General features: G+C 65.6%; 21 protein-coding genes. 12 read left to right on the top strand and 9 right to left on the bottom strand.

The features are described 5' to 3' along the window. Positions 1-4: 4 nt before the first annotated feature. Positions 5-2422 (bottom strand): TonB-dependent receptor plug domain-containing protein, encoded by a 2418-nt coding sequence (locus tag MU856_RS02175; RefSeq protein ID WP_263588276.1) that lies wholly within the window; start codon positions 2420-2422, stop codon positions 5-7. Between the two features lie 243 nt (positions 2423-2665). Between MU856_RS02175 and guaA the strand changes: the two genes are divergently transcribed. Genes guaA through purT form a run of 3 tightly spaced genes read left to right on the top strand, consistent with a single transcriptional unit; the run spans position 2666 to position 5928 of the window. Continuing rightward, complete coding sequence (guaA, locus tag MU856_RS02170; protein ID WP_186401747.1) at positions 2666-4252, top strand: glutamine-hydrolyzing GMP synthase; 1587 nt, start codon at positions 2666-2668, stop codon at positions 4250-4252. Positions 4253-4258: 6 nt separating this feature from the next. Beyond that, positions 4259-4750: a GFA family protein gene (locus tag MU856_RS02165; protein ID WP_062768840.1), complete on the top strand. Its 492-nt coding sequence runs from the start codon at positions 4259-4261 to the stop codon at positions 4748-4750. Then, a complete protein-coding gene (gene purT / locus MU856_RS02160) occupies positions 4747-5928 on the top strand; it encodes a formate-dependent phosphoribosylglycinamide formyltransferase (protein ID WP_234179388.1) in 1182 nt (393 codons plus the stop codon). The genes MU856_RS02165 and purT overlap by 4 nt, the downstream gene beginning before the upstream one ends. A gap of 225 nt (positions 5929-6153) precedes the next feature. Here the strand turns inward: purT and MU856_RS02155 are convergent, their stop codons facing one another. After that, positions 6154-6525 carry a hypothetical protein gene (locus MU856_RS02155; protein ID WP_058812812.1) on the bottom strand — a complete coding sequence of 124 codons (372 nt, stop codon included), beginning with the start codon at positions 6523-6525 and terminating at the stop codon, positions 6154-6156. 358 nt (positions 6526-6883) lie between these two features. Continuing rightward, positions 6884-7861: an IS110 family transposase gene (locus MU856_RS02150; RefSeq protein WP_263588275.1), complete on the bottom strand. Its 978-nt coding sequence runs from the start codon at positions 7859-7861 to the stop codon at positions 6884-6886. A gap of 152 nt (positions 7862-8013) precedes the next feature. Here MU856_RS02150 and polA point away from each other — a divergent pair, with 152 nt between their 5' ends. The 3 genes from polA (at position 8014) to MU856_RS02135 (ending at position 12140) form a co-directional block, all read left to right on the top strand. Further along, the gene (gene polA / locus MU856_RS02145) at positions 8014-10827 is read left to right on the top strand and encodes a DNA polymerase I (protein ID WP_234180628.1); all 2814 of its coding nucleotides are present in this window, start codon (positions 8014-8016) and stop codon (positions 10825-10827) included. Continuing rightward, entirely contained in the window at positions 10824-11315 is a 492-nt protein-coding gene (locus MU856_RS02140) for a hypothetical protein (protein ID WP_234180626.1), read from the top strand. The genes polA and MU856_RS02140 overlap by 4 nt, the downstream gene beginning before the upstream one ends. Positions 11316-11465: 150 nt before the next feature. Beyond that, entirely contained in the window at positions 11466-12140 is a 675-nt protein-coding gene (locus MU856_RS02135; RefSeq protein WP_062768855.1) for a CDP-alcohol phosphatidyltransferase family protein, read from the top strand. Between the two features lie 6 nt (positions 12141-12146). On the opposite strand, the gene MU856_RS02130 is transcribed toward MU856_RS02135, so the two are convergent. After that, complete coding sequence (locus MU856_RS02130; protein ID WP_234180624.1) at positions 12147-13037, bottom strand: prephenate dehydratase; 891 nt, start codon at positions 13035-13037, stop codon at positions 12147-12149. Positions 13038-13213: 176 nt separating this feature from the next. On the opposite strand from MU856_RS02130, the gene MU856_RS02125 reads away from it, so the two are divergent. Both MU856_RS02125 and MU856_RS02120 read left to right on the top strand, forming a co-directional pair. Next, positions 13214-13867, top strand: coding sequence for a c-type cytochrome (locus tag MU856_RS02125; RefSeq protein ID WP_058812808.1), 654 nt, complete (start codon positions 13214-13216; stop codon positions 13865-13867). After that, positions 13867-14310 carry a c-type cytochrome gene (locus MU856_RS02120; RefSeq protein ID WP_234180623.1) on the top strand — a complete coding sequence of 148 codons (444 nt, stop codon included), beginning with the start codon at positions 13867-13869 and terminating at the stop codon, positions 14308-14310. The genes MU856_RS02125 and MU856_RS02120 overlap by 1 nt, the downstream gene beginning before the upstream one ends. Before the next feature lie 54 nt (positions 14311-14364). On the opposite strand, the gene MU856_RS02115 is transcribed toward MU856_RS02120, so the two are convergent. Beyond that, positions 14365-15237 (bottom strand): LOG family protein, encoded by an 873-nt coding sequence (locus tag MU856_RS02115; protein ID WP_234180621.1) that lies wholly within the window; start codon positions 15235-15237, stop codon positions 14365-14367. Between the two features lie 57 nt (positions 15238-15294). Next, positions 15295-15996, bottom strand: coding sequence for an extensin family protein (locus tag MU856_RS02110; protein ID WP_234180619.1), 702 nt, complete (start codon positions 15994-15996; stop codon positions 15295-15297). A 171-nt stretch (positions 15997-16167) separates the two neighbouring features. Here MU856_RS02110 and MU856_RS02105 point away from each other — a divergent pair, with 171 nt between their 5' ends. The 3 genes from MU856_RS02105 (at position 16168) to MU856_RS02095 (ending at position 20269) form a co-directional block, all read left to right on the top strand. Then, positions 16168-17292, top strand: a complete 1125-nt coding sequence (locus MU856_RS02105; RefSeq protein ID WP_234180617.1) for a phosphoserine transaminase — start codon at positions 16168-16170, stop codon at positions 17290-17292. Positions 17293-17400: 108 nt separating this feature from the next. Continuing rightward, positions 17401-18987, top strand: a complete 1587-nt coding sequence (gene serA / locus MU856_RS02100; RefSeq protein WP_234180614.1) for a phosphoglycerate dehydrogenase — start codon at positions 17401-17403, stop codon at positions 18985-18987. A gap of 166 nt (positions 18988-19153) precedes the next feature. Then, positions 19154-20269 (top strand): ATP phosphoribosyltransferase regulatory subunit, encoded by a 1116-nt coding sequence (locus tag MU856_RS02095; protein WP_234180612.1) that lies wholly within the window; start codon positions 19154-19156, stop codon positions 20267-20269. Here the strand turns inward: MU856_RS02095 and MU856_RS02090 are convergent. Both MU856_RS02090 and MU856_RS02085 read right to left on the bottom strand, forming a co-directional pair. After that, a complete protein-coding gene (locus tag MU856_RS02090; RefSeq protein ID WP_234180609.1) occupies positions 20266-20643 on the bottom strand; it encodes a DOPA 4,5-dioxygenase family protein in 378 nt (125 codons plus the stop codon). The two genes, MU856_RS02095 and MU856_RS02090, sit on opposite strands and share 4 nt — an antisense overlap. Before the next feature lie 172 nt (positions 20644-20815). Next, positions 20816-21763: an alpha/beta hydrolase gene (locus tag MU856_RS02085; RefSeq protein ID WP_234180635.1), complete on the bottom strand. Its 948-nt coding sequence runs from the start codon at positions 21761-21763 to the stop codon at positions 20816-20818. Between the two features lie 203 nt (positions 21764-21966). Here MU856_RS02085 and MU856_RS02080 point away from each other — a divergent pair, with 203 nt between their 5' ends. Then, positions 21967-23256, top strand: coding sequence for an adenylosuccinate synthase (locus MU856_RS02080; protein WP_003048950.1), 1290 nt, complete (start codon positions 21967-21969; stop codon positions 23254-23256). A gap of 13 nt (positions 23257-23269) precedes the next feature. Here the strand turns inward: MU856_RS02080 and MU856_RS02075 are convergent, their stop codons facing one another. Beyond that, positions 23270-24481: a methionine gamma-lyase gene (locus tag MU856_RS02075; protein WP_234180607.1), complete on the bottom strand. Its 1212-nt coding sequence runs from the start codon at positions 24479-24481 to the stop codon at positions 23270-23272. Positions 24482-24538: the final 57 nt, after the last annotated feature.

The following is a 24538-nucleotide window of genomic DNA, read 5'->3' as shown; positions in this document are numbered from 1 at the left end:
GACTCTAGAAGGCCTTGCGCCACTCCAGCTCGATATAGCGGCCGAGCGGGTCAATATAGCCCGGCGCGTAGGTGAGCGGCACGACGCCGCTGGCGTCGGTGACCTTGCGCTGCGCATCGAACAGATTATCGATCGACAGGCGCAGGCGCGATCCCTTCAGGATCGGCAGCGCCTTGGTCAGTTCGGGCTTCTGATTGAAATCGACGAAGAAGCGCAGGTTGAAGGTCGCAAGATCGTGGAAGGCCAGGTCGCCGTTGGCGCCGCCGACGACGCGGCTGCCGCTGTCATATTTGGCGCTGACCCGGGCACCGACGCCCTTGTAAAAGACGCCGCCGTCGAGTTCGACCAGATTGCGGTTGCTGCCGCCACCATTGCCGATCGCCGATCCGTTCAGCAGATCGAGTTCAGGGACGCCGGGCCGTATCAGCACGCGGTCGGCCAGCTTGATCGTGTGATAGAGCGACAATTGCCAGCGGCCGCCCTGCGGTCCGCCGAACATGCCGCCCGGACCACCGCGCCCGCCGCGAAAGCCGCCGCCGGGGCCACGCGGGCGTGCAGGCGCTGCGGCGGGCGCATCGCCCGATCCGGCGGGTTTAGCGGCCTGCCCGTCGGGCGGCGGCGGGGCGTCGCCCTGCGCCGGCTGCGGACGTCGCTCGGCGCCGCCAGCCGGACGACCGCCACCGAAGCGGCCCGCACCCGGACCCGCTTGCGACTGGCCGAAACTGCGGCCGAAATTGATCCCCCAGCGAATTTGTGAATTGGTTGCGCGGTCGAAATTCACCGGGCGCTGGTCGAGCGCGACAAGCACGCCGCCGACGCGCGTCGCGCGATCCGGGAAAGCGGCCTCGATCTCGGGCGTCAACAGCGGGAAGCCGTTGCTGGTGTCGTCGCTACGGTTGCTGTTGTAGTTGATCGAAAGGTTCAACCCCTCGACCATCGGCGGCGACCAGTTGAGCCCGAGCTTCACATCGCGGCGCTGTTCGGCGAGGAGGAAAGGATTGCCGCCGGTCGTCGTCTGGATCTGCACCGTCTGGCCGGTGCGGAAGTCGTAGTAGGTGACATTGTCGGTAACCAGCGGCGCCGCGCCAAGCTGTGTCACCGAAGGCGCCGCCTCGTCGCGGTTGAAGCTTGCGAGCAACGACAGATTGTCGGTCAGCCCCCAATTGAGCGTCGCGCCCCAGCTTTTGAGCGCGGCGAAATCGCTGGGGTTTTCGACCTGGCCGTTCAGCGTCAGCGAAATGCGACCGATCTTGCCGACATCATAGTCGGGATCGAGGATCGGCACGGTCAGCGATCCGAAAACGCTCGGCGTGTCGCGCGCGAGGTCGCTCGTCGTGATGACGCCGCTGCGGTCGGCGCGGCTATCATAACGCAGGCCGGTATAAGCGCCGGTGATCGATGCGCGGATCGGGCCGGCCCATCCCTCGACCACGCTCCCCGAGATATTGGCATTGCCGCCGAAGCTCTGCTGGCTGCTGTCGAAACGGTCGCGCCCGCCACTCAGGCGTTCGGTAAAGATGCGCTGATCGCTGTCGGCATAATTGCCCGTAACCGACCAGCGCCACGCGCCGAGCATGCCGTTGGCGCTTGCCGAACCCGTCCAGTTCTGCGTCCGGCTGTCGCGGCGCAGCGGATCGCTGACACCGCCCGCGCCGGGGCCGAGAAGGCTGAGGCTGTCGGTCTGGTCGAACCGCAGGCTTGCCGACAGGTCGGTGACCTTGTCGAGATTGCGGACGATCGTGCCGTCGATGATATAGGTGTCGCTGGCGGGCAGCAGGCTGCGCCCCGTGTCGCCAAGGTCGCGCTCGCGCTCGAGCAGCATCGCCTGATGCTCCCACCCCCCGTTGAGGTTGAAGCGGCCATTCTGTCCGATCGCGACGACCGCGGGTTCCAGCTCGCTCTTGAACTGCCCGCCCTGCGTCGGCACGCCTGCCTCGCCCTCCACCGACACCTGTTTAAAATCGGGCTTGAGCACGAAATTCACGACGCGGTCGGTTGCGGCATAGCCATATTGCAGCGCGACTTCCTCGGGGAAAATCTCGACCTTGGCGATCGCTTCGGGCGGAAGGTTGCGCACCGCGCCGAAGCCGCCGATTCGGCGCCCATTGACCAGGATCACGGGCCGCCCGCTACCGCGCCCGCGTCCCGACCGCGTGATCGGTTCGAGCGCCGTCAACAATTCCTCGATCGACGAGGCGCCATAGCTGGCGATCGCGGCTTCATCGAGTTCGGCCTCGGCCGCGATATCGGTATCGAGTTGCCCCGCGATCCGCGGCGCGGTCACGACGATCTCGTCGGCATAGTCGATATCGTCGTCGGTCGGGGTCCCCGAGCTCGAAACGACGGGGACGGTCGCCTGATCCTGCGCCATCGCGGCCGGGGCGGCGGCAATCGCGGCGCCGGTCAGCAACAGGGCGCGCATGGGAAGGAGCGGTCGAAGATACATGGTGGGGAGAACCTTTATCTTGTCTTTTGGTCATCATGCCGGACCCGATTGAACCGGCGATGAAGCGAATTTCGGTCTTGCCGGGCAGCTATTCGCCAATTGTCGCAACACTATGGCATCGCGAGGGCGCTTCCACCAACGCCTGTCCCGGACCGACGAAGCGCCCGAGCGCCCGGCTTGACCCTAGACAGTCGGCGCCGGCATCCGTATCGGCCAGCCATGCCGACTCCAGCCTCTTCCGCCGCCCCCGAATCGATCCTGATCGTCGATTTCGGCAGCCAGGTCACCCAGCTCATCGCCCGCCGTGTCCGCGAAGCCGGCGTCTACAGCGAGATTGTTCCGTTCAACGCCGCCGAGGCCGCGCTCGAACGGATGAAGCCCAAGGGCGTGATCCTCTCGGGCTCACCGGCATCGGTCCCTGCGGCGGGCAGCCCGCGCGCCCCGCAATCGGTATTCGAAAGCGGCCTTCCCATCCTCGGTATCTGCTACGGCCAGCAGGTGATGAGCCAGCAGCTCGGCGGGCAGGTCGAACCGGGCGGCGCCGATGGCGAGCGCGACGGCGAATTCGGCCGCGCCTTCCTGACCGTCACCGAACCCTGCGTGCTCTTCGACGGGCTGTGGGAGGTCGGTGAACGGCATCAGGTGTGGATGAGCCACGGCGACCGCGTTACCCGCTTCGCTCCCGGCTTCCGCATCGTCGCGGTCAGCGACGGCGCCCCCTTCGCGCTGATCGCCGACGACGAACGCCGTTATTATGGCACGCAATTCCACCCCGAGGTCGTCCACACGCCCGACGGCGCCAAGCTGATCGCCAATTTCGTGCGCCATGTCTGCGGTTGCAGCGGCGACTGGACGATGGCCGAGTTCCGCGCGACGAAAATCGCCGAGATCCGGGCGCAGGTCGGTGACCAGCGCGTCCTCTGCGGCCTGTCGGGCGGCGTCGACAGCGCGGTCGCCGCGGTGCTGATCCATGAAGCGATCGGCGAGCAACTCACCTGTGTCTTCGTCGACCATGGCCTGCTGCGCATGAACGAGCGCGAGCAGGTCGAACGCCTGTTCCGCGACCATTACAACATCCCGCTTGTCGTCGTCGATGCGGAGGAACGCTTCATGGCCGGCCTCGCAGGGGTCACCGACCCCGAAAAGAAGCGCAAATTCATCGGCGCCGAATTCATCAACGTCTTCGAGGAGGAAGCGAAGAAGATCGGCGGCGCCGATTTCCTCGCGCAAGGCACGCTCTATCCCGACGTCATCGAGAGCGTCAGCTTCACCGGCGGGCCGAGCGTCACGATCAAGAGCCACCACAATGTCGGCGGCCTTCCCGAGCGGATGAACATGAAGCTCGTCGAACCGCTGCGTGAACTGTTCAAGGACGAGGTCCGCCTGCTCGGCAAGGAACTCGGTCTCCCCGACATCTTCGTCGGCCGCCACCCCTTCCCCGGCCCCGGGCTCGCAATCCGCATCCCCGGTGAGGTGTCGAAGGAGCGCTGTGACATCCTCCGCAAGGCCGATGCCGTCTATCTGGAAGAGATCCGCAATGCCGGCCTCTACGATGCGATCTGGCAGGCTTTCGCGGTGCTGCTGCCTGTCAAGACCGTCGGCGTGATGGGTGACGGGCGCACCTACGACCATGTCTGCGCGCTGCGCGCCGTGACCTCGACCGACGGCATGACCGCCGACATCTACCCCTTCGACGCGAGCTTTCTCAGCCGCTGCGCGACGCGCATCATCAACGAGGTGCAGGGCATCAACCGCGTGGTGTACGATTATACCTCGAAGCCGCCGGGAACTATCGAGTGGGAGTGACGCATCATGGGCAGCCACGAACGACTTGAGGTCGATGCGTCCGGCGGCTGCCAGTGCGGTGCGGTGCGCTATCGCGTCAGCGCGGTGCTCGACACGTCGCACATCTGCCACTGCCGCATGTGCCAGAAGGCCGCTGGCAACTTCTTCATCGCGCTGATCGGCGTTCCGCGCGATGCCATCGCTTGGACGCGCGGGATGCCCGCGACCTTCAACAGTTCGGACAAGGCGGCGCGCGGCTTCTGCGCCGATTGCGGCACGCCGCTGCTCTACGATTATTTCGAGAGCAAGCATATCAATCTGACCACGGGGTCGTTCGACGACCCCAGCCGTTTCGCGCCGCGTTTCCAGTTCGGGCTGGAGGCCCGCCTGCCCGTCTTTGCCGATCTGCCGATCCAGGCCGAAGGCACGACCGAGGAAACCATGGCCGATCTTGTCGCGGCGATCGCGGCGACCAATCATCAACATCCCGACCACGATACCGAAAGCTGGCCTGAATGACCCCCACTGCAAAGATTCTCCTGCTCGGTTCCGGTGAGCTTGGCCGCGAGTTCGTCATTTCGGCAAAACGGCTCGGCTGCCATGTTATCGCCTGCGACAGTTACGCCGGCGCGCCCGCGATGCAGGTCGCGGACGAGGCCGAGGTTTTCTCGATGCTCGATGGCGACGCGCTGGGTGCCGCGATCGAAAAGCACCGCCCCGACCATGTCGTGCCCGAGATCGAAGCGATCCGGACCGAAGTGCTGGCCGAACTCGAGGCCGAAGGGTTTCACATCGTCCCCTCGGCACGCGCGGCCCAGCTCACGATGAACCGCGATGCGATCCGCGACCTTGCCGCAAGCGAGCTGAGCCTGACGACCTCGACCTTCGAATATGCCACCAGCCGCGAAGAACTCGCCGCCGCCGCGGCGCGGATCGGCTTTCCGCTCGTCGTGAAGCCGGTGATGTCCTCCTCGGGCAAGGGGCAGAGCACTGTGAAGGACGCCGCCGGGATCGACGCCGCATGGGATTATGCGGCCGCCGGGATGCGCGGCGACCGGCTGCGCGTGATCGCAGAGGCCTTCATCGATTTCGATTATGAGATCACGCTGCTGACGGTGCGCCACAAGGACGGCGTCGCCTTCTGCCCGCCGATCGGACATCGGCAGGAACGCGGCGACTATCGCGAAAGCTGGCAACCCGCAGCCATGTCGGCGGCGGCGCTGCAGGCCGCGCAGGCGATGGCGACGAAGGTCGTCGATGCGCTCGGCGGCCATGGCATTTTCGGGGTCGAATTTTTCGTGAAGGGCGACGATGTCATCTTCTCCGAACTTTCCCCGCGCCCGCACGACACCGGCATGGTGACGCTGATCTCGCAGCAGTATTCGGAATTCGACCTTCACGCGCGCGCGATACTGGGATTGCCGATTCCGCCGGTCGACGTGCCGCACCCCAGCGCCAGCGCCGTGCTGCTCGCCGACCGCGACGCAAGTGATTTCGCGATCACCGGCCTCGCCGAAGCCCTGACGCCGCCGAACGCCGAAACCTCGGTTGACGCGCGCCTCTTCGGCAAACCCGTCACGCGGCCCTATCGCCGCATGGGAGTGGCACTGGCCAAGGTCGCGGGCGGCACCACCGAAGACGCGCGGGCAGCCGCCGTCGCGGCCGCGGACAGGCTTGCGATCCGATATCCGGGGTGATTGGGCGGCGGGTTGGCGGATTGCGACCGATTGCGGACGTTCTGGCCTATCCTGACCCGTTCGCATCGAGCCCTTCGACTGCCTTGGCAGGCGCTCAGGATAAACTTCGGCCTTTGGCCGAAGTCGAGATGCCCCTCGGGCCAGGCGTCGCGTTGACGGGTGTCTCGACTTCGCTCGACACGAACGGGAAAAGAGGTTCGTCGGCAAGCCGCCGGTTGCGGACGTTCAGTATACGATCCATCCGTCTGCCAAGTCGTCCGTGAACGAGATCAGACCACACTCCCAAGGGCCTTCCTCAGATTTCAGACGTAACTGCTGTCCACCTTCAAAGCCAAGAGTCAGGCACAAAGGCTGCACTTCAATCATTACAACCTTCTTCATGAGAAGCCTGTGTAGCAGGAGGGGCGGGCCCGCGAATGCCGCACAGTCGTAAGGGTGCACAATACGGTCTTCGCCCACATGTTCTAGATCGCCGGTGACGGTAATCTGTCCGCCCTGAGACCATCGAAATTGCACCGAGTTTGGATCAAGTGCTATTTGGGCCAGTTCTCTGCCAATTAGGAACTGCAGCTCAGGCGATTGGGGAAACTTATGCATTCCTCCTTCTCGCAATTTTGCCTTGGCGCCGCAACGTCCGCTTCCCATCTGTGGACGCCCCAAAAGACGCAAGCGATTTTTGGAGGTAGTGCACGTAGTCGGATGCGGCCATCTGTCCGGCCTTGCAATGCAGCATCGGAGGCTGCGGGCCCGTATGGGAGTTCGCGGACCGGAACCACATCACCCACAGCGTGCTCGCGGCACAGTGGAAAGCCCTGGTTCTTCCGGCTCCGTCTCGCCGACTGTTGTGCCATACTCTCCTTCGACCGACTACGCCTTCCGGCGACCTCTGGTCCGCCTTGGCTTACGCCGCGGCTGCGACCGGAGCTCTGTAATCCTCTCCCTTTACAAGCACGGCCTAGATGATCCGCGCTGTCTTGTTGGCAAGGGCAACCGTGACCAGCATACGCGGTTTCCTCGCCATCATCTGCTCGAGCCAGGAGCCTTGAGGCGCGCCTCGCTTGCTGGCCTGCAGGACCACCGCACTGCAACCGATGATGAGCAATCGCCGCAGTGTGCGCTCGCCCATTTTGGATATCGAGCCCAGCTTCTGCTTGCCGCCCGTCGACATCTGCCTTGGCGCCAGACCTAGCCACGCCGCAAAGTCCCGTCCCTTGGTGAAGCTTTCTGCTGGAGGCGCCAGAGCCGCCAATGCGGTGGCCGTAATCGGTCCAACCCCAGGGATCGTCATAAGCCGCCTCGCGACGGCATCCTCACGAGCCCGGCGCGCAATCTCCTTGTCGAGATCGCCGATCTTCTCGTTCAGCTCCTCCAGCAGGTCGAGCATCGTGCGGAACATCGCCCTGGCTGCCTCGGGTAGCGACGAGGCCATCTCGTCCTCAAGCAGATCGCCGAGCATCGCGACGTGCGAGGGACCCTTGGGCGCTACCCAGCCATATTCGGTAAGATGACCTCGGATGGCATTGATCAGCTGGGTGCGCTGCCGCACCAGCAGGTCACGGGTCCGGAACACCAGGCCTGACGCCTGCTGCTCTTCGCTCTTGATCGCCACGAACCGCATGCTCGGGCGCTGGGCGGCCTCGCAGATCGCCTCCGCATCCGCCGCATCATTCTTGTTCCGCTTCACGAACGGCTTCACATACGCCGGCGGGATCAGCTTCACCTTGTATCCCAGCCGTGTCAGCTCTCGGCCCCAATGGTGCGCGCCCCCACAGGCTTCCAGCGCGACCGTACAACGCTGGTGCCCAGCAAAGAACTCCAGCAGCTTCCCTCGGCCGATCTTGCGGCTGAACAGTGCTCGCCCGCTCGCATCCGCGCCGTGCGCATGAAAAACATTCTTCGCGATATCCAATCCGATTATGCTAACTTCCAACACGGACGCCTCCTCTAGTGGTGTGATAACACCTCCACTATGGCACATCGATGCCGCCGGGGGGCGTCCACCCCATCACCCCAAAGCAGACCCTCCGCAACACAGCACGCCGACATAGCTAGGCCGCCTTCCTTCCCCCTGCTACACCCCGCGCCATGTCACAGAAGAATCATCTCTATCTGGTCGATGGCTCCAGCTACATCTTCCGCGCCTATCATCGCCTGCCGCCGCTGACGAACCCGAACGGGGTGCCGGTCGGTGCGGTCTATGGCTACACCACGATGCTCTGGAAGCTCGCGAAGGATCTGCACGACGCGGACGGACCGACGCACCTTGCGGTCATCCTCGATCATTCGAGCCAGTCGTTCCGTAACGAGATTTACGATCAGTATAAGGCGAACCGTCCCGAACCGCCCGAGGATCTGCGCCCGCAATTCCCGCTGATCCGCGACGCGACACGCGCCTTCTCGTTGCCCTGCATCGAAATGGAGGGATTCGAGGCGGACGATCTGATCGCCTCCTATGCCGAGGCCGCGGTGCGCGAAGGGTGGGACGTGACCATCGTCAGCAGCGACAAGGATCTGATGCAGTTGATCCGCGAACCCGCGGACGGACCGCATGTCGACATGCTCGACACGATGAAGAATGTCCGGCTGGGGATCGACGCGGTGCACGAGAAGTTCGGCGTCTCCCCCGACCTCGTCGGCGACGTCCTCGCGCTGATGGGCGACAGCGTCGACAATGTGCCCGGCGTGCGCGGCGTGGGCCCGAAGACCGCGACCAAGCTGATCCAGGAATATGGCAATCTGACCGCGGCGCTCGACGGGGCGGAGACTATGAAAGCGTCGAAGCTGCGCGAAAATCTGATCGAGCATCGCGCGATGGCCGAACTGTCGCGCGTGCTGGTCGATCTGAAGCGCGATTGCCCGCTGCCCGACACCCTCGACAGTCTGAAGCTCGGCGCGATTCCGCCAGCGCCGCTCAAGCTGTTTCTCGACGAACATGGCTTTCGCTCGCTTTCCGCCAAGCTCGACAATGGCGTCGCCCCCGGTGGGCCGCCCACGCTACCGCGCGCCGGCGCTGCGCCCGCCGCGGTAGCGCCTTCCGGTCCGACGACGCCGGTGCTGCCCGCCATGCCGGCGATCGACCGCGCAGCCTATGAATGCGTGACCGACCTCGACGCGCTCGACCGCTGGATCGCGGCGGCGAAGGCGGCGCATGTCGTTGCGATCGATACCGAAACGGCGAGCCTCGACAGCGTCACCGGCGAGCTGGTCGGCGTCAGCATGGCGATCGCGCCGGGGCAGTCCTGCTACATCCCGCTCGGCCATGGCGGCACCGACATGTTCGCCGAAAAGCCCCACCAGATTGCGATGGCCGACGCCATCGCCCGCCTAGGCGCGCTGTTCGCCGACGAAGCGGTGCTGAAGGTCGGCCACAATCTGAAATATGATATCGGCGTGCTGGCCCAGCATGGCGTCCGCGTCGCGCCCTATGACGACACGCTGCTGATGAGCTTCGCGCTCGATGCGGGCCAACATGGTCACGGCCTCGACGAGCTGGCAAAGCTGCATCTCGACCATGTCTGCCTGTCGTTCAAGGAGGTGTGCGGCACCGGCAAATCGCAGATCAGTTTCGCCGAAGTCCCGCTCGCCCGCGCAACCGAATATGCCGCGGAGGATGCCGACGTCGCGCTGCGACTGTGGCGGCTGCTCAAGCTGCGCCTGCCGCTCGAAGGCGGCACCCGCGTCTACGAGATGGTCGACCGGCCGCTTGCCGGCGTCGTCGAGACGATGGAGCGCGCGGGCATCATGGTCGACCGCGATTATCTGGCGCGCCTGTCGGGCGAATTCGCGCAGGAAATGGCGCGGATGGAAACCGCGATCCATGCCGAGGCAGGACAGCCCTTCACCATCGGCAGTCCCAAGCAGCTCGGCGAGATATTGTTCGACAAGCTCGGCCTCAAGGGCGGGCGCAAGGGCAAGTCGGGCGACTGGTCGACCGACCAGAATGAACTCGAAAGGCTCGAACGCGACGGCGTGCCGATCGCGCGCATGATCCTCGAATGGCGGCAACTCGCCAAGCTCAAATCGACCTATACCGACGCGCTGCAGCAACAGATCAATGCGAAGACCGGGCGCGTCCACACCAGCTACAGCCTTGTCGGCGCGCAGACCGGGCGGCTGTCGTCGACCGATCCCAATTTGCAGAATATCCCGATCCGCAGCGAAGTCGGCCGCCAGATCCGCGATGCCTTCATCGCCGCGCCGGGCCATATGCTGATCGCCGCCGACTATAGCCAGATCGAACTGCGCCTCGCTGCGCATATGGCCGATGTCCCCGAACTCAAGGAGGCGTTCGCGCAGGGTCAGGACATTCATGCCGCGACCGCGATCGAATTGTTCGGCGAGGTCAATCGCGACACCCGCGCCAAGGCGAAGACGGTCAACTTCTCGATCCTCTACGGCATTTCGCGCTGGGGGCTTGCGGGCCGGCTTGAAATCACGCCCGACGAGGCGCAAGCGCTGATCAGCCGCTATTTCGAGCGCTTCCCCGGCATCTCCGACTATATCCAGGGCACGCTCGAGCGCGCGCGCGAGCGCGGCTATACGGAGACCTTGTTCGGTCGGAAGACCTGGTTCCCGCGCATCAAGGCGGCGAACCAGAACGAACGCCAGGGCAGCGAACGCGCGGCGATCAACGCGCCGATCCAGGGCACCAGCGCCGACCTCATCAAGCGCGCGATGACGCGCATGCCCGTAGCGCTCGCCGAGGCGGGGCTGGATGAGGTGAAGATGCTGCTCCAGGTCCATGACGAACTCGTCTTCGAGGCACCCGAGGACAAGGCCGAAGCCGCCGGCGCCGTGATCCGCCGCGTGATGGCCGCCGCCGCCGAGCCGGTCCTGACGCTGTCGGTGCCGCTGGAGGTGGAGGTCGGAACCGGCAAGAGCTGGGGCGACGCGCATTGATCGCTGCGCTCCTGTTGTTCGCGGTGCAGGCAGCCGGTCCTGCAGCCGCAGCCCCGGGCGTCGAGACGACGGCCCCGTCCCCCGTCGCCGATCAGGATCTGCGCGAATTTGCGGCGATCGACGGGCGCAAGGTCGCGGGACGGCCGACCGGTGGCCCCTATGCCAATCCCGACAAGATCCTGCTCCTTACACGCGACGGCAAAGGCTATCCCGCGGTCATGGCGAGCCTTGCCTTTCCGGCACGGCAGTCGCTGCCCGCGCCGCCGCCGGGGACGCTGGCGGTGGTGCGGCTGCATCAGCGGATGGAAACGATCATTCCCGGGCCGACCGCCGACGATCTGGCGTTCGTCGCCGCGAACCGCCTGCCGCTGTTCGTGATCGGCGAATGGGCCCGCCCGGCACCGATGTGGGAAGTGGCATGGGTCGATGGCGCGGTGCGCTTTCGCACCGTCGGCGACGTCGGCGAAATCGGCCCTTGGCAGGATTGAAACCGCACTGACCGCGCGAGACGGGCGCCGAAGCGCGCTCCGCCTGCGCCCGGCCGCGCGGGTTAAGGCTTGCGCGTAGCGGCGCGGAGCCTATGACAATTTGATGACAGGGCGCAGATATGTGATGGGGCCGGAAAAGGCGAACATCCAATGAACAATGCGGACAAGCGCGCGCCGGTGGCGACGCGTATCCAGCAGAATATTCTTGCACGCGGCGAGCGCCGCCTGCTCAACTGGCTATGCGCGCGTTTGCCCGCCTGGGTGACGCCCGACCAGCTCACACTGCTCGGCTTCGCGGGCGCCTTGATGGTAACAAGCGGCTATCTGCTGAGCTGGCTCGGCAGCGGCTGGCTGGCGCTGTCGCTCGTGGGTTATGTCGTCAACTGGTTCGGCGACTCGCTCGATGGCAGCCTGGCGCGCTGGCGCAAGATCGAGCGGCCGACCTATGGCTATTTCGTCGACCATAGCGTCGATGCGATCGCGACCTTCCTGATGGTCGCAAGCATGGGGATGAGCCCTTTCCTGCGCTTCGATGTCGCGCTGCTGGGGGTTGTTGGCTATTTCCTGCTGTCGATCCACACTTTCCTTGCGGCGAAGGTCGTCGGCGAATTTCGCCTTTCCTACCTTGCGGGCGGGCCGACCGAATTGCGGCTGATGCTGATGGCGTTGACGCTCGCGATGCCTGCGCTCGGCGACGAGCGCGTTCTGGGCAGCCATTTCTCGCCGCTCGACCTGTTCGGGCTCGGCGTGGCGAGCATTCTGGTGACGCTGTTCGTGATCCAGAGCCTGACGCTGGCGCGCACCCTGTCGCGCCGCGAACCCTGAGGCCGATCAGCCGCGGACGCGCGCCTGTGGGTAGGTACCGAGCAGACGCAGCGTCTTGGTCTGGAAATCCAGTTCCTCCAGCGCGCGGTCGACATTTTCCTCGCCCGGCGCGCCGACGATATCGGCATAGAATTTGGTCGCGGCAAAGCTGCCGCCGTCCTGATAGCTCTCGAGCTTCGTCATGTTGACGCCATTGGTCGCAAAGCCGCCCAGCGCCTTGTAGAGCGCAGCCGGAATATTCTTCACCTCGAAGATGAAGGTCGTCATCCGAGGCACATCGGCAGGCATGTCGGCGAGCGGTTCGCGCGCCAGCACGACGAAGCGTGTCATATTGTGATCGGCATCCTCGATGCCCGATTCGTGCAGCGTCAGCCCGTAAAGATCGGCGGCGTGCGGCGGCGCGACGGCGGCCAGCCCGACCTCGTCGCTGTCGGCGACCCAGGCTGCCGCGCCCGCGGTGTCGCTATGCGCGATCGGCGAGATATGGTGCGCGCGCAGCCAGTGGCGGCACTGTCCCAGCGCCTGTTCGTGACTCATCGCGCGCGTGACGGGGCCAAGATTGCGACTCATCAATCCGTGGCGGATGCGCAGAAAATGTTCGCCGACGATCGACAGGCCGGATTCGGGCAACAGGAAATGAATGTCGGCGACGCGGCCATGCAGGCTGTTTTCGATCGGAATGATCGCGCGGTCGACGCGCCCGTCGCGCACCGCCTCGATCGCATCTTCGAAGCTGTAGCAGGGCAGCGGCAGCGCCTGCGGGTCGAATTCGCGCGCCGCAAGGTCGCTGTTCGCGCCGGGCGCGCCCTGAAAGGCCAGCCCCCGCGCGGGATCGGCGAGCGCCGCCGCCGTCATCGTGTCGACCAGTCTTTGTGCCGAAGCCGAATAGCTGCCCATGAACGCCTTCCAGAAAACCGCGCCGCGGCGCATAGCGGCCCCGCGATGCGGAGGCAACCGAACGTGCGCATGCCGCCGGGACATTTCATCCCCTTGCGCCCCCGCCCATGCCCAAGTAAGGGAGCGTCCAAATCAATCGATGCGCCCGGGGTGGGCGCCAGCGAACGGGGCCTGACATGGACGACCGCAACAATACTATCGCCGGCTGGGCTCTCTTCGCCGGTATCTGCGCGCTGGGCCTGACGATCGGCACCGGCATGCTGGGTGCGAGCCATGCCCCTGAAAAGCCCGGATTTCCTATCGAAGATGCCGAAGCCGGTGGCGGCGGCGGCGCGGCGGCGGTGCCGCTGCCCAACCTGCTCGCAGCCGCCGATCCGGCAAAGGGCGAAGCGGTGTTCGCGAAATGCGCCGCCTGCCATACGATCAATCAGGGCGGCGCCAATGGCATCGGCCCCAATCTTTACGGCACGATGGGTGAAGCCATCGGTCAGGGCAAGGGCGGCTTCGCCTTCTCCGACGCGCTCAAGAGCGTCGGCGGCAACTGGGACTTCGAAAAGATGGACCATTGGCTGACCAGCCCGCGCAAGTTCGCGGCAGGCACGAAAATGTCGTTCGCCGGCCTGTCGAGCCCCGAGGATCGCGCCAACCTGATCGTCTATCTGAACGCGCAGGGTTCGAACCTGCCGCTGCCCGCGCCCGAAGCGGCACCGGCTGCCGATGCCGCCGCTCCGGCGGAGGGCAAGGATGGCGCGGCACCGGCCGCCGAAGGCGACAAGGCCGCCGCCCCGGCGGAAGGCGCGGCTCCCGCGCCCGCCGAAGCCAAGAAATAATGCGCCGCGCGCCCGTCCTTCTGGCGGGCGTTTTGGCCCTTGCCGGTTGCGGCAAGGCCGCACCGCCGGCGGACACGGCGGCGAGCGATGCGCGAGCGGCTGAAACCGCGGCTCAGGCTACGCCCGCCGTCGCGCCGACCGCGGCGATGGGCGAACAGATTTTCAAGCGCTGCGCCGCCTGCCACACGATCGACAAGGATGGCCCGAACGGTATCGGCCCGAACCTGCACGGTATCGTCGGCCGCCCGGTCGCGTCGCATCCGGGCTTTGCCTATTCGGGCGCGATGAAGGCAAAGGGCGGCGTCTGGGACGCCGCCGCACTCGATATCTATCTTGCCGATCCGATGAAGACCGTCCCCGGCACGCGCATGGCCTTTGCCGGGGTCATCGACGCTGCCGATCGCCAGGCGCTGATTCTCTACCTCGAAGACCAGTCGAAATAGCCCGATCCGTTGGGCGTTCGCTTCCCGAGGGCCAAGCCCTCGGGGTTCCTGGTCCTAGTGATGATCGGCGTTGGCGTAGAAGCTCTGGATGACGTCCCAGGCCTCTTCGGCATGTTCGACGAAGGTGAAGAGCTTGAGGTCGCGGGCGCTGATCACGCCCTCTTCGACCAGCGCCTCGAAATCGACGACGCGGTTCCAGAACTGCTTGCCGAACAGCACGATCGGGATCGGCTTGATCTTGCCAGTCTGGATCAGCGTCAGCAGCTCGAACATTTCGTCGAAGGTGCCGAAGCCGCCGGGAAAGACCGCGACAGCACGCGCGCGCAGCAGGAAGTGCATCTTGCGAAGCGCGAAATAGTGGAACTGGAAGCTTAGCGACGGGGTGACATAGCGGTTCGGCGCCTGTTCGTGCGGCAACACGATGTTGAGGCCGATCGATTCGCGCTCTTCGTCGGCCGCGCCGCGGTTGGCCGCTTCCATGATCGACGGGCCGCCGCCCGAACAGACGACGAAATTGCGATCGCCATTGGCATCGACGGGAACCTGGCTCGCCAACCGCGCCAGCTTGCGCGCCTCGTCATAATAGCGCGCCTTGGCCTTCAGACGCCGCGCGATATTGCGCGACGCATCGTCGGTCGCCGCAGCTTCGAGGCCGTCGGCCTGATCGGGTTCGGGAATACGCGCCGAGCCGTAGATGACGAGCGTCGATTCGATCTTCGCTTCGTCGAGGAGCAGTTCGGGCTTGAGCAGTTCGAGCTGAAACCGCACCGGACGCAAGTCTTCGCGCAACAGGAAGTCGGTGTCCTGAAATGCGAGCTTATAGGCTTCGCTTGCGGTCTGCGGGGTCGAGGTCGCCTGCTGGGCGAATTGTGCGTCGTCTTTGGCTTTGTGAAAACGCGAACGATGGGTCTGTTTATCTTTTGTCATTAGCGGACGGCTAGCCGCTTCGTATGACTTTGCCAAGACGCCCGCGCGCGGGCTTGGTCAGCGGCAGAAGCCGTTGCCGCTCATGTCCATGTGGAAATGATTGTAATGCGCGGCATTATAGTCGGGGCTGAGCACCGTGCCGAAGCGGCGGCATGCCGAGCTGTGCAGTGCGCGCAGGAAGTCCTGCGACGCCCGGTCGCCCTTCCATCCGCCGTCGAGCATGATCCGGCGTCCATCGGCAAGGACGAAACCCGACACGTCGATCGCATTGGAATAGGCGTGCTGCGACAGGCGGCCCGACCGGCCGCCATAGATGTTGCGGCAGCTGTAGGTGCCGAAGGTTTCGATCTTCACCACCTCTTGCCCGAAGAATTTGCGCGCCGCGGGGCGGACGGCATATTGCGCCCAGGCGGCGAAATTCTTCGCGAGCGGACAGGTCATCGGGCCGAGGTTCGTCACCGGGGTTCCGATGTCGAGCAGCTTGACCGAATCGATCGAGGTACAGCCGCCGCCATGATCCTGATCGGGCAGCGGCGTGAAGCGCACCCCCGCCTGTTTGAGATCAAAGGCGCATTGCTGCGCCTCGGGGCTGCTGAAGGATGCGGCGCCGATCGTCTGCGGCCGCTGCTGCTTGGTCGCGGCGGGGCGTTTGGCATCGCTCCGCTTCATCACGTCGGGGGTGCTGAAACAGGCCGAGAGCGTCAGCGCCGCGGTTGCGGCGACCAGGATCCGGGGCTTCAGGAACGGCGGGATCGGCATGGCGTCAATTTACCGACATCTTGGTTAACAGGGCGTAAAGCTTTGGCGCGGCTTGCCGGAAATTTCGCACGTTCCGCGCATTTTGTTTGACAGTTGCGCGCACCGGCTTAAACGCGGCGCCGGGCCACGCGGTCCCAACGCCGCGCGAGCTCTCTGCAAGGAGAGTCTGACATGACTGAAGTGCGTAAACCGCAGGCACAGCCTGCGCGTCCTTATTTTTCCTCCGGTCCGTGCGCGAAGCCGCCGGTCTGGTCCCCCGAAAAGCTCAACACCGAATCGCTCGGCCGTTCGCATCGCGCGAAGATCGGCAAGACGCGCCTCCAATATTGCATCGACCTGATGCGCGAGATGCTGCGCCTGCCCGATACGCACCGCATCGGCATCGTGCCGGGATCGGACACCGGCGCCTTTGAAATGGCGATGTGGACGATGCTGGGCGCCCGCCCCGTGACGGCGCTGGCCTGGGAGAGCTTCGGTGAAGGTTGGGTCACCGATGTCGCCAAGCAGCTCAAGCTCGATCCCACGGTGATCCGCGCCGATTACGGCCAGCTTCCCGATTTGGGCCAGGTCGACTGGTCGAACGACGTGCTCTTCACCTGGAACGGCACCACCAGCGGCGTCCGCGTTCCCGACGGCGACTGGATTCCGGCAGACCGCGAGGGGCTGAGCTTCGCCGACGCGACCAGCGCGGTGTTCGCCTATGACCTGCCGTGGGACAAGATCGACGTTGCGACCTTCAGCTGGCAGAAAGTGCTCGGCGGCGAAGGCGGGCATGGCGTGCTGATCCTGGGTCCGCGCGCGGTCGAACGGCTCGAAAGCCATACGCCGGCCTGGCCGCTGCCCAAGGTGTTCCGCCTGATGTCGAAGGGCGCGCTTGCCGAAGGCGTGTTCAAGGGCGAGACGATCAACACCCCCTCGATGCTCGCGGTCGAAGACGCGATCTTTGCGCTCGAATGGGCGAAGTCGCTGGGCGGTCTCGACGGGCTGAAGGCGCGCAGCGATGCGAACGCCGCGGCGCTCGACACGATCGTCGCCGAACGCGGATGGCTGAGCCATCTCGCCGCCGATCCCGCCAGCCGATCGAAGACGTCGGTGTGCCTGTCGGTCGCTGGGGCCGACGCGGATTTCATCAAGAAATTCGCCGGGCTGCTCGAAGCCGAGGGCGCGGCCTATGACATCGCCGGCTATCGCGATGCTCCACCGGGGCTGCGCATCTGGTGCGGCGCGACGGTCGACACCGCCGATATCGAATCGCTCGGGCCCTGGCTCGACTGGGCTTACGCCTCGCTTACCTGAATTCGGTGTGTCCCCGCGAAGGCGGGGACCCATCTCCTGCCATTTCATTCCGCAAGCATCGGGAGCTGGGCTCCCGCCTTCGCGGGAGCACACGGAAGGTTTCATTCCATGACCGCACCCAAAGTTCTGATTTCCGACAAGATGGATCCCAAAGCCGCCGCGATCTTCAAGGAACGCGGCATCGACGTCGATGTCATCACCGGCAAGACGAAGGACGAGCTGATCGCGATGATCGGCGCCTATGACGGCCTCGCGATCCGCTCGGCCACCAAGGTCACCGCCGACGTCCTCGCCGCCGCGACAAACCTGAAGGTCGTCGGCCGCGCCGGGATCGGCGTCGACAATGTCGACATTCCCGAGGCGTCGAAGAAGGGCGTCGTCGTGATGAACACGCCCTTTGGCAACAGCATCACCACGGCCGAACATGCGATCGCGATGATGTTCGCGCTCGCGCGCCAGATCCCCGAAGCCAATGCGCTGACGCAGGCAGGCAAATGGCCGAAGAACGACTTCATGGGGGTCGAACTGACGTCGAAGACGCTGGGCCTGATCGGCTGCGGCAATATCGGCAGCATCGTCGCCGAGCGCGCGCTGGGGCTGCGCATGAAGGTCGTCGCCTTCGATCCGTTCCTGACCCCCGAGCGCGCAATAGAGCTCGGCGTCGAAAAGGCCGATCTCGACACATTGCTCGCCAAGGCGGATTTCATCACGCTGCACACGCCGCTGACCGACCAGACGCGGGGTATCCTGTCGAAGGAAAATCTTGCGAAGACCAAGAAGGGCGTGCGCATCATCAACTGCGCGCGCGGCGGCCTGATCGACGAGGCGGCGCTGAAGGAGGCGCTCGACAGCGGCCATGTCGCGGGCGCGGCGCTCGACGTGTTCCAGACCGAACCGCCGGCCGCCGATCATCCGCTGTTCGGCACGCCGAACTTCATCTGCACGCCGCACCTCGGCGCATCGACCGACGAAGCGCAGGTCAATGTCGCCATCCAGGTAGCGGAACAGCTTTCCGATTATCTGCTCACCGGCGGCATTACCAACGCGCTCAATGTGCCCAGCCTGTCGGCCGAGGAGGCGCCGAAGCTGCGCCCCTATATGAGCCTCGCCGAAAAGCTGGGCAGTCTGGTGGGTCAGCTCGCCCACGACAACCTCACCACCATCTCGATCGAGGTCGAGGGGGCGGCGGCCGAACTTAACCTGAAGCCGATCACCGCCGCGGTCCTGACCGGGCTGATGCGCCGTTATTCGGACAGCGTGAACATGGTCAACGCGCCGCATCTTGCCCGCGAACGCGGCCTCGACGTGCGCGAGGTGCGCCATGATCGCGAGGGCGATTATCACACCCTCGTCCGCGTCACCGTCGCCACCGAAGCCGGCGACCGTTCGGTCGCGGGGACGCTGTTCGGTAACAACGAACCGCGCCTCGTCGAAATGTTCGGCATCAAGGTCGAGGCCGATCTCGACGGCGACATGCTCTATATCGTCAACGAGGACGCGCCCGGCTTCATCGGTCGTATCGGCAGCACGCTGGGCGATGCGGGGCTGAACATCGGCACCTTCCACCTCGGCCGCCGCGCCGCCGGGGGCGAGGCGGTGCTGCTGCTCAGCCTCGACTCGGCCATGCCCGAACCTTTGTTGTGGCAGGTCTGCCAGCTGCCCGGCGTCAAGATGGTGAAGGGACTGAAGTTCTGATCGCTCCAAGGAAATCCGTGTTCCCGAGCGAAGACGAGGGACCCGTTCGAGCGTCGCGAGAACCAGCGAGGTAGCTGCCTCGACTTCGCTCGGCAAAGCCCCTCGTCTCCGCTCGGGGATACGGCGTTGATTGAAACCTCGCTTTTCCCGCTCTAAGGCCACCCCCATGACCAAGGCCCCTGCCCTGCTGCCCGAAGGGCTCCGCGACCGCCTGCCCGCGCAGGCCGAGGCCGCGTCGCGCGTTACCCGCGCGCTCGTCGATGCGATGCGCGCGCATGGTTATGGCCGCGTTTCGCCGCCGCTCGCCGAATTTCGCGAAACGCTGGGCGGCAATGACGAACGCGCCGCGCGCGATCTGCTCCGCTTCACCGACCCGGTGTCGCAGCGCACGCTCGCGCTGCGCCCCGACATCACGCGGCAGGTCGGTCGCATCGCAACCTCGCTGCTCGCGCATGCGCCGCGCCCGCTGCGCCTGTGCTATGCTGGCCAGGTGGTCAAGCTGCGCGCGAGCCAGCTCCGCCCGGCGCGCGAAATGCTGCAGGTGGGCGCCGAACTGATCGGCAGCGACAGCGTCGCAGCCGCGCGCGAGATTGTCTCGGTCGCGATCGACGCGCTCGATGCGGCGGGTATCGGCCGGGTTACGATCGACTTCACCCTGCCCGATGTCGTCGACCTGCTCGCCGCGGGTCCGCTGCCCATTACGGCCGATCTGCAGATGCTGCGTGACGAACTCGACGCCAAGGATGCCGGCGCGCTCGCGCGCATCGGAGCCGAAGCCTATCTGCCGTTGCTGCGCGCGACGGGGCCTTTCGACCGCGCGATCGCCGATCTGCGCACATTCGACACCGCGGGCGTACTCACCAGTCGTATCAACGCGCTGGAAGAAATCGCGGCGCCGATCCGCGGCCGCGCCGATCTGACCCTCGATCCGACCGAACGTCACGGCTTTGCCTATCAAAGCTGGTTCGGCTTCCAGATCTTCGTTCCCGGCCAGGGCGACGCAATCGGCCGCGGCGGCGGTTATGCGATCCCGGTCGGCGACGATCAGGAAGAACCAGCGGTGGGCTTTTCGCTCTACCCCGACCCGTTGATCGACGAAGGATTGGGCGTCGAGCGCGACAGCGATCGGCGGATATTCCTGCCGCTCGGCCACGATCCGGCGCTCGCCGCCAGCCTGCGCGCGGATGGATGGCAAACGGTCGCGGCGCTCACCGATGCCGACGAAGCGGCGCGGCTCGGCTGCGGCTTCACGCTCGGCCCCGAAGGGCCGGTTGCCGCTTAAAAATCCGAAACGCCGAAACGCGGAATCCCCTGGTTGACGCCGGGCGGGTCGAGCACGGTCACGTCGAGCTCGATCGGCTCGCCGATCCAGTGCGCAAGGCGGGTGTGATCGGCGAGATCGTCGTCAGTGAGCGGGTGAACGAGCGCGCGCAGCCCCGTCGCCTCGATCGCGTCCACGACGGCGGCGCGATGGCGCGCGAGGAAATGCACCTCATATTGCGCGATCGGATGCGGCCCGGCCGCGCCATCGGTCATGGCCCCGACAAACAGGATTGCGGAATCGGCACCGAAGGCGTCGCGCAAGGCCGCGGCTGCCGGCCGCTCGGCAGGGTCATAATAGATATGCGCGTGATAGGGTGCGTCGGGATCGGTCATTGGCGCCTCTTTGGCGGGCATCGGCAAGCCCGCAGTTCACCGGCCTTGCGAGAAACGGCTCCGCGCAGAGGCGATCCCGACCGTAGCGGCCCCTTCTCCCCTCGTCATCCCGGACTTGATCCGGGATGACGAAATGTTGGAAGGCGTGGAGCCGTTGGTCGCCTCCCAGAAGCTATCGCCCGAATACCCGCTTCAGCCACGCGTCGACCGTCGCGGTCGCCGCGTAGGACGGATCGCCGAGGCGGCGGTTGATCTCGGCATGGCCCTTCAATCCTTCACCCGGAAAGCTGCCGAACGCGACGCGGCTGCCGCCGGCCTCGAGCGCGGCGCCGAGCGCTTTGGCCTGGCGCACGCCGTCGGGCCGCTGGACGTGCAGCAGCAAAAAGGCGGGGGCGTTGGGTGCCGCCGCCTGCGCCGTTGGCGCCAGCGCGCGCTGGCGCGCCGGATCGGTGCCGAAGGCCTGCGTATAGGTCGACTGCATGATTTGCGGCCCGTCCTTCATCTGCGCCGCCACGTCATAGGCCGCCCCGTCGATCGGTATGACACCCGCAATATCGGCAAAGGACAGGCCGGCGCCTTTCAGATAGCGCGGGTCGGTGCCGACCAGCGCGACCAGATGCGCGCCCGCGCTGTGCCCCATCAGCACGATGCGATGCCGGTCGACGCCCAGTGCGTCGGCACGCTCGACGATCGCCCGCACCGCTGCCGCAACATCGGCCGCCTGCTCCTCGACCGTCGCGGCGGGGACGAGGCGGTAGTTGATCGACGCAAAGGCATAGCCCTCGGCAGGATAATGTTCGGGTTTGAAATGCCCGGTCGCATTGTCCTTGTCGCCGCGCTTCCAGCCGCCGCCATGCACGAAGACGATCAGCGGCGCCGGACCGGCCGCGCCCTTTGCGCGCCATATGTCAAGCGTCTGGAGCGGATCGCGGCCATAGGCGATCGTTTCGCTGCCCGCGACCTTTGCCCCGGCATCGGCGCCCATGCGCTCCGCCATGCGTTCGGCAATCCGCTCGCGCAGCCGTTCCCGCGCCTCGGCGAGGGGGCCCGGCACCATCAGGCTCGCCGCGACAAACGCCGCCATGGCGGCCCATCCGGTCGAAAATCGCCGCGTCATCATCGCCTCCGTCATCATGCTGTCCGTCGGGTCACTAGCCTGCAATTGTCGCGAGGATGTGACCGCGCACCGCGATGTTATGACAAGATGTAACAGCCGCGATCTGCGCGGCGCGGCACTATTTTACGGCCTTCGCCCTTGCCTCGACAGCCAAATCCGCTAAGGCCGCGCCGGGTCGAAAGGGCCCCGTTCAGCAGGACAGCGTCATGGCAAATGTTACCGTCATCGGGTCGCAGTGGGGCGACGAGGGCAAGGGCAAGATCGTCGACTGGCTCGCCAGCCGCGCCGACGCGGTCGTCCGCTTTCAGGGCGGCCATAACGCCGGTCACACGCTGGTCGTCGGCGAACAGGTCTACAAGCTGTCGCTGCTTCCGTCGGGCATCGTCACCGGCACGCTGTCGATCATCGGCAACGGCGTCGTGCTCGATCCCTGGGCGCTGAAAGACGAAATTGCCAAGCTGCGCGGCCAGGGCGTCGAGATCAACGCAGAGAATTTCGCGATCGCCGACAATTGCGCGCTGATCCTGCCCTTTCACCGCGACCTCGACGGCTTGCGCGAAACCGCGGCGGGCGCGGGCAAGATCGGCACGACGGGTCGCGGCATCGGTCCGGCTTATGAGGACAAGGTCGGCCGCCGCGCGCTGCGCGTGTGCGACCTTGCGCATCTCGACAAGCTCGATCCGCAGATCGACCGCCTGACCGCGCATCACGACGCGCTGCGCGCCGGTTTCGGCGAGCCGCCGATCGATCGCGAGCGATTGAAGGCCGACCTCGCCGAGATTGCCGATTTCGTGCTCGAATATGCGCAGCCGGTGTGGAAGCGGCTGAAGAAGGTCCGCAAGGCGGGCGCACGCATCCTGTTCGAAGGCGCGCAGGGCGTCCTGCTCGACGTCGATCACGGCACCTATCCCTTCGTCACCAGTTCGAACACCGTCAGCGGCACCGCCGCCAGCGGCTCGGGCCTCGGCCCGTCGGCGGTCGGCTTCGTGCTCGGTATCGCCAAGGCCTATACGACGCGCGTGGGCAGCGGCCCCTTCCCCACCGAACTCGAGGACGAAACCGGCCAGCGGCTCGGCGAACGCGGGCATGAATTCGGCACCGTCACCGGACGCAAGCGCCGCTGCGGCTGGTTCGACGCGGTATTGGTGCGTCAGAGCTGCGCGGTATCGGGCGTCACCGGCATCGCGCTGACCAAGCTCGACGTGCTCGACGGCTTCGACAAGGTGCGCATCTGCACCGGTTATCGTTTGCGCGGCAAGATCCTCGACTATTTCCCGGCGCACGCCGCCGATCAGGCCGAGGTCGAACCGATCTACGAAGAGATGGACGGCTGGAGCGAATCGACCGCAGGGGCGCGCAGCTATGCCGACCTGCCGGCGCAGGCAATCAAATATATCCAGCGCGTGCAGGAACTGATCGAAACCCCCATCGCGCTCGTGTCGACGAGCCCCGAGCGCGAGGACACGATCCTGATCCGCGATCCGTTCAGCGACTGACCCCGCGAAGCGATCAGGCGTCGACGGACGCCCTGACCTCTGCATCGAGCGCCTGCGTCAGATCGGCGGCGATTTCGTCGGCCTCCTCGAGTCCCACCGACAGCCGCACGAGCCCGTCGGCGATCCCGTGCGCGCGCCGTTCTTCTGCAGTGTAGGTCGAATGGGTCATGCTCGCCGGATGCTGGATCAGGCTTTCGGCATCGCCGAGCGACACCGCGCGCTGGACAAGCGCCAGCCGGTTCATCATCGCCACGCCCGCGGCGTAGCCGCCCTTCAGTTCAAAGGCGATCATGCCCCCGAAACCCGGCATCTGCCGCCGCGCCAGATCATGCTGGGCGAAACATGCCAGCCCCGGATAATGCACCGCAGCGACCGCCGGGTGATCGTTCAGCGTCGCCGCAATCGCCGCGGCCGACCGGCAATGTTCCGCCATGCGCAGCTTCAACGTCTTGAGCCCGCGCAGCACCAGCATGGCACTGAACGGCGCCATCACCGCGCCGGTCATGTCCTTGACCCCGACCAGACGCACCTGCTGCATATCGGCGCCAGTGCCGAGCGCGATGCCGCCGACCAGATCGCCATGCCCGCCCAGATATTTGGTCGCCGAATGCACCACGATATCCGCGCCGAGCGTGATCGGCTGCGTCAGCACCGGGGTCGCATAGGTGTTGTCGACGACGGTGCGCGCGCCATGGTCGCGCGCGATCGCCGACACCGCTGCGATATCGACCAGCCGCATGTTCGGGTTGGCGGGGGTCTCGAAATAGACGATCTTCGTCGCGTCGGAGATGCAGGCTTCGAGATTGGCCGGATCGGTCAGATCGACATGGGTGACGCGGACGCCAAAGCGCGCAAGGCCGTGGCGCATGAAGGCGAAGGTGCAGCCGTACAGCGTCTGGTCGACGATGATTTCGTCGCCGCGCTTCAGAAAGGACCAGAAAACCGCCGTTATCGCGCCCATCCCCGACGCCGTCGCGACGGCGGCTTCCGCGCCTTCGAGCGCGGCCATGCGACGTTCGAGCAGGTCGACCGTCGGATTGGCGATGCGGCTGTAGAAATATCCTTCGCGCTCGCCCGCGAAAATCTCGGCGCCCGCCTCGGCGGTTTCGAACACGAAGGTCGACGACAGATGCAGCGGCGGCACCAGCGCGCCGTCATTGGCCTTTGCGTCATAGCCGGCATGAATGGCGCGGGTCGCAAAACCCGAAAGCGGAAAGGACGACATGACGGGCGCGACTCCTGCGGTGAACGAGCGCCGCTTGTATCAAATGGCCGGTGGCAG

The organism is Sphingopyxis sp. GC21, from assembly GCF_025727575.1.
GTDB classification, from domain to species: domain Bacteria; phylum Pseudomonadota; class Alphaproteobacteria; order Sphingomonadales; family Sphingomonadaceae; genus Sphingopyxis; species Sphingopyxis terrae_A.
The sequence above is the reverse complement of the archived record's forward strand: the minus strand, read 5'-3'. Positions and strand labels throughout refer to the sequence as shown.

Coding starts and splice junctions, on each gene's coding strand:
- purT (WP_234179388.1), top strand. CDS start 4,747: ATGACCCCCACTGCAAAGATTCTCCTGCTCGGTTCCGGTGAGCTTGGC.
- MU856_RS02080 (WP_003048950.1), top strand. CDS start 21,967: ATGGCAAATGTTACCGTCATCGGGTCGCAGTGGGGCGACGAGGGCAAG.
- MU856_RS02115 (WP_234180621.1), bottom strand. CDS start 15,237: ATGACAAAAGATAAACAGACCCATCGTTCGCGTTTTCACAAAGCCAAA.
- MU856_RS02125 (WP_058812808.1), top strand. CDS start 13,214: ATGGACGACCGCAACAATACTATCGCCGGCTGGGCTCTCTTCGCCGGT.
- MU856_RS02120 (WP_234180623.1), top strand. CDS start 13,867: ATGCGCCGCGCGCCCGTCCTTCTGGCGGGCGTTTTGGCCCTTGCCGGT.
- MU856_RS02095 (WP_234180612.1), top strand. CDS start 19,154: ATGACCAAGGCCCCTGCCCTGCTGCCCGAAGGGCTCCGCGACCGCCTG.
- MU856_RS02155 (WP_058812812.1), bottom strand. CDS start 6,525: ATGCATAAGTTTCCCCAATCGCCTGAGCTGCAGTTCCTAATTGGCAGA.
- MU856_RS02105 (WP_234180617.1), top strand. CDS start 16,168: ATGACTGAAGTGCGTAAACCGCAGGCACAGCCTGCGCGTCCTTATTTT.
- MU856_RS02110 (WP_234180619.1), bottom strand. CDS start 15,996: ATGCCGATCCCGCCGTTCCTGAAGCCCCGGATCCTGGTCGCCGCAACC.
- MU856_RS02130 (WP_234180624.1), bottom strand. CDS start 13,037: ATGGGCAGCTATTCGGCTTCGGCACAAAGACTGGTCGACACGATGACG.
- MU856_RS02090 (WP_234180609.1), bottom strand. CDS start 20,643: ATGACCGATCCCGACGCACCCTATCACGCGCATATCTATTATGACCCT.
- serA (WP_234180614.1), top strand. CDS start 17,401: ATGACCGCACCCAAAGTTCTGATTTCCGACAAGATGGATCCCAAAGCC.
- MU856_RS02165 (WP_062768840.1), top strand. CDS start 4,259: ATGGGCAGCCACGAACGACTTGAGGTCGATGCGTCCGGCGGCTGCCAG.
- MU856_RS02135 (WP_062768855.1), top strand. CDS start 11,466: ATGAACAATGCGGACAAGCGCGCGCCGGTGGCGACGCGTATCCAGCAG.
- guaA (WP_186401747.1), top strand. CDS start 2,666: ATGCCGACTCCAGCCTCTTCCGCCGCCCCCGAATCGATCCTGATCGTC.
- MU856_RS02175 (WP_263588276.1), bottom strand. CDS start 2,422: ATGCGCGCCCTGTTGCTGACCGGCGCCGCGATTGCCGCCGCCCCGGCC.
- MU856_RS02075 (WP_234180607.1), bottom strand. CDS start 24,481: ATGTCGTCCTTTCCGCTTTCGGGTTTTGCGACCCGCGCCATTCATGCC.
- polA (WP_234180628.1), top strand. CDS start 8,014: ATGTCACAGAAGAATCATCTCTATCTGGTCGATGGCTCCAGCTACATC.
- MU856_RS02085 (WP_234180635.1), bottom strand. CDS start 21,763: ATGATGACGCGGCGATTTTCGACCGGATGGGCCGCCATGGCGGCGTTT.